General features: G+C 37.3%; 11 protein-coding genes. 6 read left to right on the top strand and 5 right to left on the bottom strand.

Annotated features, from left to right (window positions below):
- The first annotated feature begins 247 nt into the window (after positions 1–247).
- The 6 genes from D7029_RS14720 (at position 248) to allS (ending at position 6585) form a co-directional block, all read left to right on the top strand.
- A complete protein-coding gene (locus D7029_RS14720) occupies positions 248–883 on the top strand; it encodes a response regulator transcription factor (protein WP_088494763.1) in 636 nt (211 codons plus the stop codon).
- Between the two features lie 945 nt (positions 884–1828).
- Positions 1829–2491, top strand: coding sequence for a CDP-alcohol phosphatidyltransferase family protein (locus D7029_RS14725; RefSeq protein WP_194951081.1), 663 nt, complete (start codon positions 1829–1831; stop codon positions 2489–2491).
- Positions 2492–2494: 3 nt separating this feature from the next.
- Complete coding sequence (locus D7029_RS14730; protein WP_194951082.1) at positions 2495–3217, top strand: lysophospholipid acyltransferase family protein; 723 nt, start codon at positions 2495–2497, stop codon at positions 3215–3217.
- Positions 3204–4139: a phosphatidate cytidylyltransferase gene (locus tag D7029_RS14735; RefSeq protein WP_088494760.1), complete on the top strand. Its 936-nt coding sequence runs from the start codon at positions 3204–3206 to the stop codon at positions 4137–4139. The genes D7029_RS14730 and D7029_RS14735 overlap by 14 nt, the downstream gene beginning before the upstream one ends.
- A 329-nt stretch (positions 4140–4468) precedes the next feature.
- Entirely contained in the window at positions 4469–5290 is an 822-nt protein-coding gene (locus D7029_RS14740) for a CPBP family intramembrane glutamic endopeptidase (protein WP_194951083.1), read from the top strand.
- A 380-nt stretch (positions 5291–5670) separates the two neighbouring features.
- Complete coding sequence (allS, locus tag D7029_RS14745) at positions 5671–6585, top strand: HTH-type transcriptional activator AllS (RefSeq protein WP_194951084.1); 915 nt, start codon at positions 5671–5673, stop codon at positions 6583–6585.
- 58 nt (positions 6586–6643) lie between these two features.
- Here allS and D7029_RS14750 read toward each other — a convergent pair whose 3' ends face one another.
- Genes D7029_RS14750 through D7029_RS14770 form a run of 5 tightly spaced genes read right to left on the bottom strand, consistent with a single transcriptional unit; the run spans position 6644 to position 12682 of the window.
- A complete protein-coding gene (locus tag D7029_RS14750) occupies positions 6644–7888 on the bottom strand; it encodes an MFS transporter (RefSeq protein ID WP_088494757.1) in 1245 nt (414 codons plus the stop codon).
- Positions 7889–7913: 25 nt separating this feature from the next.
- Positions 7914–8819 carry a carbamate kinase gene (locus D7029_RS14755; protein WP_088494756.1) on the bottom strand — a complete coding sequence of 302 codons (906 nt, stop codon included), beginning with the start codon at positions 8817–8819 and terminating at the stop codon, positions 7914–7916.
- Between the two features lie 46 nt (positions 8820–8865).
- Positions 8866–9693 (bottom strand): DUF2877 domain-containing protein, encoded by an 828-nt coding sequence (locus D7029_RS14760; protein ID WP_194951085.1) that lies wholly within the window; start codon positions 9691–9693, stop codon positions 8866–8868.
- 43 nt (positions 9694–9736) lie between these two features.
- On the bottom strand, positions 9737–11002 hold the full coding sequence (locus D7029_RS14765) for a DUF1116 domain-containing protein (protein WP_194951086.1): 1266 nt from the start codon (positions 11000–11002) through the stop codon (positions 9737–9739).
- A 12-nt stretch (positions 11003–11014) separates the two neighbouring features.
- Positions 11015–12682 (bottom strand): acyl-CoA synthetase FdrA, encoded by a 1668-nt coding sequence (locus D7029_RS14770; RefSeq protein WP_088494754.1) that lies wholly within the window; start codon positions 12680–12682, stop codon positions 11015–11017.
- Positions 12683–13029 lie beyond the last annotated feature (347 nt).

The following is a 13029-nucleotide window of genomic DNA, read 5'->3' on the forward strand; positions in this document are numbered from 1 at the left end:
AGTTATCTCCTTCCTTCATTATAGAAATGAATTATTCTTATCTATAAAATACAAATATTGAAACAAAACAAAGTTCTGATATTTTATCTATAATATAATACAGAAGTATTAATCATTTTTAATTTGATATATTCTGAATATGGCTCCGTTGCGTGAATGTCACCCTACATAAAAAACTTATAAATTAGTCAAATTTCGTTACTCATTCACTTTTAGTGAAAGAGCAGAGTAAAACCAGGAGCAACATATGGAATCAATAATCCACTTAATCACTTTTGAAGATGACAGTACAAAAGTTCAACTTAAAGCCGTTCTTTCTTCTTTAGCGGCGAATGTGAAAACCTATTCAAATGAACAGGCTTTCTTGAAATACTATTTTTCATCGACAAAAGGAGCTCATAAAGAGTGCATCATAATTAATACAAAAAGCAGTGCAGCGCCATCAATTGCACTGATTAAAGAACTCAATAAATTGAGAAACATCATCCCTGTTATTATTATTTCTGGGGATAGTTCCATTGAGAGTTGTCGTAGCGCATTTAAATCAGGGGCTTTTGAATATTTAACTCGCCCTCTAAATGTGAATGAACTTCTTAATATTGTCTCGGAATCTTTCCTACATTATGAAAGTGAAGTTGAGCAATTCCGAACATATATATCTCTAAAAGATAAATTTGGTAAGTTATCTAATAGAGAAAAAGAGGTTATGGAGATGATCCTTGAGGGGAATACGAGCAAAGAAGCGGCAGAAAAACTTTCTCTATCGCCTCGTACCGTTGAAGTACATCGTTCAAATATGTATACAAAATTGAAAATAAGATCACTACCACAATTAGTTCAAGAATATGATTTCTTTAAGAAATATGACTTAAGAGCAAGTTGATTTACAATGTGATTTCTATTTATCAATGGGTTGTATTATCTAGCGATATAACGATATGACCTGTTTTATTTTCATTATATTTTATTAATGAGAGAAAGCTGTACTTCTAAAAATATTCTATTTTGGATGAATTACACCTAATATGGGAATAATTAATACGTTAAACACCATTCTACGATAGAAAGGGCGGCAACTTATTTTGATGCCACCCTTTCATTAGTGTTCGTTTAATTTCAATTTAAAACACTTGTATATATTATTTTCATAATCGCTATTATTAATAACTATTATGATTGTTTTTTATTAACAATAGCAATATAAGAATAAATGAAGCTCTTCATTTGATATAAATCATTTTTTACTTATTATAAAGATGAGTATTCTCATTTTTAGTTTCTCATTTTCTTTATTCTTATTTTACGAAGAAAATTATTAATGATTAAAAAATAATACAAAAGGAATTCCTGTCTCTTTTTTTTATGCCCATTTAAAGACTGTTTATGCGTTTTGATTTTCATTTTAAACAAAAAATTACTTATAAGAATATTCTAATCGAAGTGTTTTAATTGCGATTATTTAAACAGTAAAATAAGAAATAATAATAAGTATTTCCCTTTATACTCCCTTTTACTTAAGAAATTTATTCTCTTTATAGTTTAATTAACGTAATACATTATTTACCATTTCTACTTAATAATACTCAAATAAAGAGCATCATTAAATGATCTTATCATGTAAGTATAATGCACTAGATTTGAATAAGTATTAACACCTAGAAAAACAAATGATTATTACTGATTGATTTATAGTCTTAATATGAGCATAACAAAATGGAATTAATCGGCATAAAAAAAATATAAGATAAACTTATACGTTTATTCTTATTCTCACTTTGTACAAATACCCTTATGCTATACCTTCCTAACTCGCCTTTTACAAAGAAAAATGAACGCTCAAGATAAAAACCGTCGTCCTATAAAAGCAAGGCAAACAAACTGGGCTACAAAGTGCAGTCGCTACTTACAACAAAAAGGGGCACCCCCTAATGGTATTTCTGTGTTTAGTGTCGTATTTGCATTACTTGCAGGCTTATCACTCTTTTGTGCTCTCTTTTACACATCTGGATTATTACGCTCAATTTTATTGATACTTGGAGCTATCATGATCCAAGGTCGCCTAATTTGTAATTTATTAGATGGTATGGTTGCCGTCGAAGGCGGCATGAAAAGCCCAGTAGGTGCTGTCTATAATGAATTACCTGACAGAATTGCCGATACTTTAATTATTCTAGGTGTCGGTTATGGACTCTCCTCTGACTTTTCTACGGCAATTACGTTGAGCTGGGTGGGCGCTTTTTTTGCGGTAATGACCGCTTATGTTCGCGTATTAGGTGGTGCTTGTGGATTAGACCAACAATTTACAGGTCCTATGGCAAAACAACACCGAATGGCGCTATTAACTACTGTTTCTGTTATTGCTGCATTTATTCCGAGTCTTTGGGGAATATGGCTCTTTTTTATTTCATTATGGATTATTATTTTAGGTTCAACGCTGACCACAATTTTCAGAACCCGTCGAATTTTACGGGATTTAGCACAAGGTGTCTGATTAATGAAAAATGGAAAACTTGCTTTAGATGCAAAAGTGGTATCATCCGTTTTAGTCTCTATTTGTCGATTCTTAACGGGTATTCGCGCTAAACAAACCTCTCCTATTGCGAAAGATACACCTTGTATTTATTACGCTAACCACTCTAGTCATCTTGATGGCTTAGTTATTTGGTCTTGTCTTTCGCCCAATATTCGCCCTTATGTTCATCCGGTTGCCGCTGAAGATTATTGGAATAAAAACCGCTTACGCCGTTATTTATCTCGTCGCATCTTTAGAGCTATCCTTATTCCTCGTCATGCTGCCAAAATGAATTTTCCACAAGAAGAAAATTCTTGTGAAGAGATCGTAGAACAACCGGCTAATGACTCAGCATCATCGACACCAAATAAAGTCAACGCACTTGCTCTGATGCAAGAAATTTTAGACCGAGGTGATTCTTTAATTATCTTTCCTGAGGGTACTCGAGGTAACGGCGAATCTATTCAAGACTTTAAAGCGGGTCTTTGGCATCTTTCTCGTAAAAATCCGAATGTGCAATTAGTCCCTATTTATCTGGAAAACTTAAATCGAGTCCTCCCTAAAGGTTCTCGCTTAGTTGTTCCTGTTATTTGCAGTGCGATTTTTGGTGCTCCTATTGGCTCCACTCATGAAAATGAAAGTAAACAAGAGTTTCTGGTAAGAGCAAAAAGTGCGTTAGAGGAGCTACACAATGGAACGTATTAATAATGAAGTCCTATGGATCTTTATCGGGCTCTTCTCTTTCTTAATTGTCGCCAGCATTATTGGTGCTATTTTAGCTGCCGTAAAAGGCCCTACATCCACTATCACTAATCTTAATTCAAGGATCAACGCGTGGTGGGTAATGTGTATTATCGCAGGTGTTGCCATAGGAATTGGAGCAATTGGCTCTGTCGTCCTATTTACCATTATCTCATGGCTTGCATTACGCGAACTGATCACCTTAACGCCCACACATCGTGGCGACCATGAAGCGCTCTTTTGGTGCTTCTTCGTTATATTACCTATCCAATACATTCTTGTTGGCGTGCAATGGTATAACTTAATGGCGGTGTTTATCCCGGTTTACGCCTTCTTATTAATACCAACACGTATGGCACTTTCAGGTGACACTCGCCACTTCTTAGAACGTATGGCAAAAGTACAATGGAGCGTGATGATAGCAATTTATTGCCTAAGTTATGCGCCTGCACTTTTAATGTTACCAATAGAAGGTTTTGAAGGCCGTAATATCAATTTACTGCTCTTCTTAATGATAGTGGTGCAAGTTTCTGACGTACTTCAATATGTGTTTGGTAAATTATTTGGCAAACATCCTATCGTGCCTAAATTAAGTCCAAATAAAACAGTGGAAGGTTTTTTTGGTGGAATTATCTCCGCCAGCCTTATTGGCATGATGTTATGGTGGGCAACACCGTTCTCATGGTGGGCGGCATTTTTACTCTCTTTAGTCATTACATTGGCAGGTTTTGCGGGTGGTTTATGTATGTCTGCAATCAAACGAGACAGTGGCGTAAAAGATTTTGGTACGATGATCGAAGGTCATGGTGGCATGATGGATAGAATGGATTCGCTCTGCTTTGCAGCACCTATATTCTTCCATGTTATTCGCTATTTTTACGTTTAGTTTTCCTTTGTTTAATCAAAAATAAAACTAGCCCAATGTAGACTCAAATGCCGATATTAAACCATCGGCATTTTTATATTCTCTGTTTACTCATGCTAATAACTCACTAATTTAATATCACAAATTGACTATCATTATATAAATTAAACATTTGTTTTAATTTTAGATTAAAAATCAATATTATATATTCTATATATAAATCAAAATATTAAATAAAAATACAGCGAGTAAACAGGTCTGATTTCTCTACTTTTTTATTTATAATGATAGCCTAGAAGGCTGCTATCTTTTACCCTAGCGCTCCTTTTTATTTTAGATCCTTTACAATTATGATCACTTGGCTATTTCTTGCTTTTTCTTTATTATTTCTGGGTTTCAATCGCACGCTTGCGTTTATTACATTGATATTTACAGCGCTTAGCGCATTTATAACAGGTGTTATTACATGGCAAACCTTGCCAGTTATTTTTAGCATTCTCTTACTCGCGTTCGCCTATTCTCGCTATAAAAAACAGCCTCTACTTAGAGCAATCATCATTCTCGCACTTGTTATTATTGCCAGTGGATTAACTTTTCACCTTATTCCTGGTTTTAACAATTTACGTTACCTTTCACATGCCATTATAGGGATGAAAAGCGCCCCTTTTTCTTTTTATTTCAATGCCGATAAAGCATTATTACCTTTTATTCTTCTGATTTTTATTCCTACACTTTTTGTCTGCGATCCATTAAAAAAAGCAAATAAATTACAGTGGGCAATGCTAATTATTGCCATTCCTGCACTATTATTGATCGCTGTAAAGCTGGGAGGATTGGCGATTGAATTACATTTACCATCATGGTTACCTGCCTTTATTCTCGCTAACCTCTTTTTTGTATCACTTGCTGAAGAAGCCTTATTTAGAGGTGTTATTCAACAAACATTATCACGTTATCTTCCCCCTTATGTTGCGCTATTAATAGCAGCCATTATCTTTGGATTAGCGCATTTTGCAGGCGGATTACTGTTAATTATATTTGCTTCACTGGCGGGTATTATTTATGGATTAGCATGGATGTGGAGTGGTCGGCTTTGGGTTTCAACCGCTTTTCACTTTGCACTTAATCTGACTCACCTGCTCTTTTTTACCTATCCATTTAAAATAGCGTGATCTCTATTTTTGGCATCTCAGTGATGATCCACTTTTTATTCTGACTATCACCACCTTTTACTGATATCTTAACTTCGTCAGTAAAAGGATGAGTGAAACGTGAAAGCAATCACACAAATAGAATACAGATATTCTTATTTGCGCCCATCATCTGATGAAATTTTTTGTTAGTATGCTTTATCGCTTATCTATAAATAATCAAAACTTCATACGGCGAACAACAATAAGCCAAAAATAATAACATCCATTAACACGATAAGAAGTTGTCTTACTTTGCGGTATAGACCTCAAAAAAAATAGGTAAGCTTTGCTCTGTTTGCTTTTTTTAGTTCAGCATTATCTGCTGATATTTTGCCTCTCTTATTACCAGGACAAAAGATATGTTAGACCAAGAAATGATACGTACCTTTATACAGGTCGCCGATTGCCAAAGTTTTACCAAAGCAGCCGATGTGCTTCATAAAACATCAGCAGCAATTAGTTACCGTATAAAAACATTAGAAGAAAATATCGGTACACAACTTTTTAATCGCACCACAAGAACCGTTACACTGACACCCGCGGGCGAATATCTATTAGAAAAATGTCGTCAATGGATTGTATGGTTAGAGTCAATGCCTGTGGAACTTCAGCAAATGAACGCGGGTGTCGAACATCAAGTGAATATTGTCATCAATAATCTACTCTATGATCGCACTGCGGTTGCCAGTATGTTGGCTTGTCTTCATCAACGCTTTCCTTCTACTCAGTTTCATATTACTCGCCAAGTCTATATGGGTGTTTGGGATGCGCTTATTAACGAAGATTATCATTTTGCTATCGGCGTTACTGGTAATGAATCCCTTAAGAATAATATTAACATTTGTGCAATGGGCGAAATTCAATGGCAATTTGTTGTCGCGCCTAATCATCCTTTAGCCAATGTTAGTGGTATATTAAGTGATGACCAAATGCGTATGTATTCTGCTGTAAACGTCGAAGATACCTCTCGTCATCTTTCTAAACGCACTGCATGGCGCTTATCAGGTCAGCATGAAATTCGTGTACCTGATTTACACACCAAATTAGCCTGCCATTTAAAAGGCGTGGGAATAGGATTTTTGCCATTAAGTTTATGTAAACCGCTTATTGATAGCGGACAGCTAATTGCAAAAGAAGTGAAAAATCGTCGTCATAACTCCCCTCTATCATTAGCATGGTGTGAAGATAAAAAAGGCGCTGTGGTAAGTTATTTAGTGGAGTTGTTTAAGCAAAATCATCCTAGCGTGCAATCGTTTTACGATCCTTTAAATTAAAAAGGCAAACCGAAGTTTGCCCTTTTACTGTTTATTCAGTGATTATCTGAATAGCGTACTACGCTTTAGCTTCTTCATTATTGTTGTTGCTTTCTTTAATAAAGAGACTTGCCACAATACCGATACAAATCAGAATAGCGGCAAAGTAGAAACCAGAGTCCATGCTACCTGTTTTGTCTGATAAGAAACCTGTTAATGTTGGTGCAAAAACAGAGCCCAACATACCGATACAGTTATAAACACCAAACGATGTACCTAGTGCATGTCGCGGTGAGTTATCTGCAACCACAGCAACAAGTACTGGGTTTGTACTGATTTTACCTACAATACCGTAAAGGATCAGAGCACCGATTAATACAGGCATTGATTCTGACATTGGTACAGCAAGAATAGCGACTAATGACAACGGTAACATGATCAGTAATACAGGTTTACGACGACCAATTTTATCTGAAACCCAGCTAAAAATAAGTGAACCAGGAATAGCAAACCATGGCATTAATGATGCGATAGTTGAAATTTGAGTTCCTGTAATTCCACGCTCAGTCTCTAAGTAGTACGGTAACCAAGTTACTAATACAAAGAAGCCATAGATTGAACAAAAGATGGTGACATACGCAAGGTTGATATTGCGATTACCAAATAAATCTTTAAATGTCAGCTTAACTTTCTGTTTTGGAGCGCCATTTTCTGTCGCAGGTTGTCCTTTTGGCTTATCTTTGATGATCCATAACATCACTAAACCAATGATAATGATTGGCACACCAATAATATAGAACGGAGCACGCCAGCTCATTCCCATCTCACCAACAGAAATACTTGAGATGTAATAACCAATAGACAGACCAAATGCCATACCACTATTAATAATCGCACTACCTAATGTAATACGATGCTTTGGTATCGCTTCTGAAGATAAACCATACTGAGGGCCATAATAGAAACCTTGGAATATCCCCACCATGACCCATGCAAACATAAAGGTCACGTAAGTTGGCATCATACCCGCAATGATGGTAAATCCACCAAAGAGAACAACACCTGTTACTAATACTTTTTTCTTACCTAAATAGTCACCAATCATGCCTGATGGAATATTTAGTGCAGTATATCCGATAAAGAAAATACTCATGATGGAGCCAAGTTGAGCTTTAGACAGATCAAACTCAGCACCAATATTTACCATTAAAGGACCAACAATGGCACGGCTACCATACAGCGCAATCCAACCAAAGAAGAAGATAATGGTCAGTTTGACCCAATAAGGGACTTTGCCTTTCTCATTCACTTGTGCATCGTTCATAATGACGCTCCTGAAAGAATTTTTATTAAGACTTATAAATTAAAGTGCCAGACTGACCTTCAATAACTTGTTGAATATTTTGTAATGCACCAATATGAGCTTGTTGCCCTGTTGCATTAACAAAATCACTCACTGCCATAATTTTTGGTCCCATTGCGCCATCAGCGACAGCCATTGGTGCAAGTTCTTCTGGTGTTGCTTCACGAATTGCAGCTTGTTCTGGTGTACCCCAATTTTTATAAATAGCATCAGCCTCTGTTAAAATCACAAAGTGCTCTGCATTTAATTCACGAGAAATTAAAGCCGCAGTTAAATCTTTATCAATAACAGCTTCACTACCAATAAATTCATTATTTGAATTGTTGACTGGAATACCACCGCCGCCACCACAAATAACAATATGACCTTTATCTAATAAAAGTCTTACTGCCTCGATATCAATAATCTTTTTCGGTGTTGGTGATGGAACAACACGGCGATAATGTTTACCGTCTTGTTTAAATGTCCATTGATACTTAGCAATTAATTCTTCTTTATCAGCTTCATCATAAATAGGGCCAATAAATTTACTTGGGTCATTAAATGCTTCATCATTAATATCCACTGAAACTCGAGTCATTACCGTTGTAATAGCTTGTTCAGGGTTATTTTGATTAATTTTTTGCATCATCATATAACCAATCATACCTTGACTTTCTGCTACTAAGATATCCAATGGATATGCAGGAACATCTTGATACGCAAGGTTTTGTAGCGCAAGTAATCCAACTTGAGGCCCATTACCGTGTACTAATACAACACGATACTCTTTAGCTAATTTATTAATTGTCTCTGACATCAATTCAATATTTTTATATTGATTTTCAGCAGACAAAACTTCTCCGCGTTGCAATAATGCATTTCCGCCTAAAGCAATAACAATTGTTTTCATAATTATCCGTATCCGAATGTTTATATAAATTCTTTTATTAAAAAAATTAATAAATATGCTGTTGTTGTTTTTTAGCTTGGTAACCAATCCATAATCCCAGTAATGTATCCGCGCCGGAATGATGACCAATAGAGAGTATTTCCAACATATCCTTAAAAATAATCTCTTTATTCTTTATTTTTTTACCTAGTTGAATGAGATAGGTAGAAAATATTCCCTGTGTGGCATATTCCAAATAATGCTTACTGACAATAGTGGTCAATTCAGATAAAGGCGGTGTGTTATTAAAAAAATGATTAAGTTTATTTTCTGGCTCGACTAAATAATGTGCAAATAACATACCCACCAGCATATCATCTGAACTTGGTGTTAATCCGGGGCCTTTCCCTGTAAAAATAGCCCAGTTAACAGCATTGCCTAATAGCTGATTATGAAACAGCTTAGTTAATAACTTAATTTCACAGAGTTGCGCGATTTGACGGTAATTTTTCAGTGATCCATATAACCCCGTTGCAATCGCGGGTGATAACAGAGAAAAAAAACTTTCTAACCAACGCAAATCTAAATCCGCTTTATCTTGTAAGCGCAAATTCTCACTTTGACCTGCGATCAATGTGAGCTTATTTGCGAGTGTTGCTTGATGATTTTTAAGGTTCATCGCCATCGAGGGATGGCACTGTTTTGCAAAATAATCAAAGTCATCTTGTTTCAGTAACCATCCCATCGGGCTTAATCCTCTTCCTTCACGATGAAAAGTGATTAAGCGTTGTTGAGGGCAAATGAAATTCAAAGCATGGTCATAAATGCCCACACATTTAATCTCACCTTCAAAGTCAGTGATATGCTGGCTGGTTTGAAGTGCTTGAATTTGCATAATGCCCCCTTTATTGCTGCTACTTTGTCGTTAGAAAACGAGATTAAGCGTCGATACCTAGCTCTTCAGCAAGAGCAACTATCGCCTTTTCAAAGCAGCCTAAAGGTGCGCGTACAGTACCTGCACCAATCTGACCAACACCCGGCTCTTTATGTGCAATACCCGTATTAATCAGTGGAGTGATCCCTGTTTCAACAACGCGACGTGCATCTAAGCCTAAACATGCACCTTGGAAATCCCAAGTCGGAATTTGCAACATCATGTTACGAGCAAGGTAGATCTCAGCCATTTCTTCAGTCACTTCGCGCGCTGCATCCATACCACCAGATGCACCAACAAAGCGTGTTACACCAGGAGCCGCAACCATTGCTGCGCCACCAATACCAAAAGTTTCAGTGATTGCACTGTCACCGATATCTGGGTTTGCGTCTGCTTGGCTAAAACCAGAGAAGAACAGACCTTGTGGTGTATTTACTGGAGCGGTAAACCATTGGTCACCCATTCCGCTGATCTTGATACCAAAGTTGCTACCATTACGTGTCATTACAGTGACGATAGTACCTTGCTTGATTTGAGCACCAGCATCCATCGCCGCTTTACAGTAAGCCATTGCTAAGTTCAGGAAGAATTGGTCTGTAATGCTCAGGAATTTAGTCACTTTTGTGATTTCAGCTTCTTCGAAATCTAAAGTGCCTAATACTGGTGCCAGCTGACGCAGTAACAGTGCAGATGCAGCGATGTTACGTTGGTGGAATTCATCACCCATCGTAATTGCTTGACCCATAATTGCAGTCAGATCGATACCGTTTTCAAACGTTGCAATCGCTGCTTTTAATACTGGTGCTAAGCTATTTTGCATCCAATGTAAACGCTCTTGCACATCTGGGCCGTAAGCACCGAAGCGCATCACTTTACCAATACCTTCATTCATGTTGCAGTAAGCGTAGTTACCATGAATGTGGTTTTTGATAACCAGCATTGGCATATGAGCAGAAGTAATACCGCCCATTGGGCCTACTGCATTTACGTTATGGCAAGGAATAAACTCAATTTCACCTGCTTCCAACATAGCTAATGCTTGCTCTTCAGTTTCTGCCCAGCCTTCAAATAAAGAAGCGCCGATACATGCACCGCGAACAGGACCACTCATTTCGCCCCAAGTTACTGGAGGACCAGCATGAAGTAATCTTTTACCTGTTTCTAAAGCAGGAACAACTTCTTTTGCTAAGCTAACATCACACCAGTGAGGGCGGGCTTCACGGATACGTTCGATAACTGCTTCATTCGCTTGTTCGATAGTTGAGTACATATCTGCAATTCCTTATTTCAATTTCTTTAATATTTCAGCCAGTTTTTTATTGCCACCTGCGACAGGTGCCCACTGATAATGAACAACAGGGGTGCCACTTGATTGCAGATCGTCTGCAAAGCTACGTAATCCTGCGTTGATCACAGAGATCCCGTTAAGCAGTGGCGACACTTCAGCATGTGCTTCTGCTGGATGTGGCTGGATTAATTCTTTTGCTAATAAAACGGCTTCTGGCAACGTATCCATCACAATAATGCCCGCTTCTTTCAGCTGTTTTTGCTGTTCGCTACGGTTTTGTGGATCGTCTTCAGTACCAGTGATGGTTGCGATAGTGATCAGTGGATTAGCTTCGCCACGTTTCTCATTCAGTTTTTTGATTTCCTGGATTAACGCGCCGGCTGGATCTTGAGTTGCACCATAACCAATAACAAAATCAACCAGTAACACGCCAGCTTCTGTTTTATTGCTTAGCTCACTGATAAATTTGTTACGTGTAGATGGGTCAATCATTGGGTGTGGTTTACCCTGTGTATAGAAGTCATCACCCATATCGATAATTTTGTGGCCGTCTGCATCTAGCATCGTGCCTTGTTTATGCTCGTTATCGACTTCAACATTAAGTTTTTCAGATAACAACATGGCGCACTCAGCCGCTAACGTACCGCCAGCATAAAGACCAATGATTTTCTTACCTGCAACTTTTGGTAATTCTGCTGCGATATCTTCAACACGCGCTAATTCAGCCGCAATACGTGCGGTTTCATCTAAAGTACGAGTAAAATAGATATTGTCGTCTTGGAATTTCTCAGGTGTTGTTCCTAAGAATTGAGCCACAATCGGTTTATTATGGCGTTTCATTTCTGCAATGATTTTTTGACGAACAGCCGGTGCTGGTGGCTTAGAAACAAAAGCAATAACACGAGTATTAGGATCAGCTGCCAGCATATTGATAGCAGTGATTGCACTGATACCACCAATTTGCTCTGTTAAATCACGACCACCTAAACCAATTGAGTGAGAAATACCTTGGCGTTGTAAAACGATTTGAGAGGTAATTTCTTGAATACCAGTACCTGATGCGCCAACAATACCAATTGAGCCTTTCGGTGCAATGTTAGCGAAAGCAAGAGGAGCACCTGCAATATTTGCCGTACCACAGTCAGGTCCCATAACGATCAGACCTTTCGCCGCTGCTTTTTCTTTTAATGCTTTTTCATCTGCGATAGATACGTTGTCAGAGAACAGCATAACGTTACAACCATCTTCTAAACCAGTATCTGCTAGCTCAGCAGCATATTCACCAGCAATAGAGATGAGCAACATATTGGCATTAGTGCTTTTTTGTTTAGCGGTACGCCAGCTACGTACTGTCGTTAATTTGTTGCCGCCTTTTTGACCGCTTGCAATTTCTGCAAGTGCTTCTTCCAACGCAGTAGAAATCATGTCGATAATGGCTGGATCGTCTGATTCCGCTTTAATCGAAACACAAATGTCATTCGGTGTTGCTTCGTTAAACATGTCATGCCAGAAACCGGTGACATCAAGAAGAGATTTATTCGCTGGTGTTCCCATCATGACGGAAATTTCTTCCACCTCTGGGGCTTCACTTAATTTTCGGGAAATAATCATCAGGCTTACTGAATCCTGAAAGCTCCCTTTTTTAATAAAAGCATGGATCATTATGATATCCTTAACGCATTTAATATATGTAACAGCACATATCTATTTGCATTTCGTTTTTTTGATAATAAGAAGCCTATTTGCTTAAGTTATTAAGCAATATAAATAAATGTCTGATTTATTAATTTCTAATCTCTGCGTATAAACATACTGAAGAAATATCAAAATGTAGAGTGATAGAAGTCACACTTATTTATTGTAAAAAATTTTTATTTAATGGAACGATATTTATTAAATAAATTATGATGAGAAAAGTTTATTGGTTTAGGAATAAAATCAAAAACTCTAGAGGGGAATTTAACGAACAAGAAACAATCATTAAGCTATAATTTTCAAATAAAACAAAG

Source organism: Proteus vulgaris, from assembly GCF_016647575.1.
GTDB lineage: Bacteria > Pseudomonadota > Gammaproteobacteria > Enterobacterales > Enterobacteriaceae > Proteus > Proteus mirabilis_B.

Excerpts from the sequence above, each read along its gene's own strand:
- allS (WP_194951084.1), top strand. The coding sequence starts at position 5,671 with ATGTTAGACCAAGAAATGATACGTACCTTTATACAGGTCGCCGATTGC.
- D7029_RS14755 (WP_088494756.1), bottom strand. The coding sequence starts at position 8,819 with ATGAAAACAATTGTTATTGCTTTAGGCGGAAATGCATTATTGCAACGC.
- D7029_RS14735 (WP_088494760.1), top strand. The coding sequence starts at position 3,204 with ATGGAACGTATTAATAATGAAGTCCTATGGATCTTTATCGGGCTCTTC.
- D7029_RS14730 (WP_194951082.1), top strand. The coding sequence starts at position 2,495 with ATGAAAAATGGAAAACTTGCTTTAGATGCAAAAGTGGTATCATCCGTT.
- D7029_RS14770 (WP_088494754.1), bottom strand. The coding sequence starts at position 12,682 with ATGATCCATGCTTTTATTAAAAAAGGGAGCTTTCAGGATTCAGTAAGC.
- D7029_RS14750 (WP_088494757.1), bottom strand. The coding sequence starts at position 7,888 with ATGAACGATGCACAAGTGAATGAGAAAGGCAAAGTCCCTTATTGGGTC.
- D7029_RS14725 (WP_194951081.1), top strand. The coding sequence starts at position 1,829 with ATGAACGCTCAAGATAAAAACCGTCGTCCTATAAAAGCAAGGCAAACA.
- D7029_RS14765 (WP_194951086.1), bottom strand. The coding sequence starts at position 11,002 with ATGTACTCAACTATCGAACAAGCGAATGAAGCAGTTATCGAACGTATC.
- D7029_RS14720 (WP_088494763.1), top strand. The coding sequence starts at position 248 with ATGGAATCAATAATCCACTTAATCACTTTTGAAGATGACAGTACAAAA.
- D7029_RS14760 (WP_194951085.1), bottom strand. The coding sequence starts at position 9,693 with ATGCAAATTCAAGCACTTCAAACCAGCCAGCATATCACTGACTTTGAA.
- D7029_RS14740 (WP_194951083.1), top strand. The coding sequence starts at position 4,469 with ATGATCACTTGGCTATTTCTTGCTTTTTCTTTATTATTTCTGGGTTTC.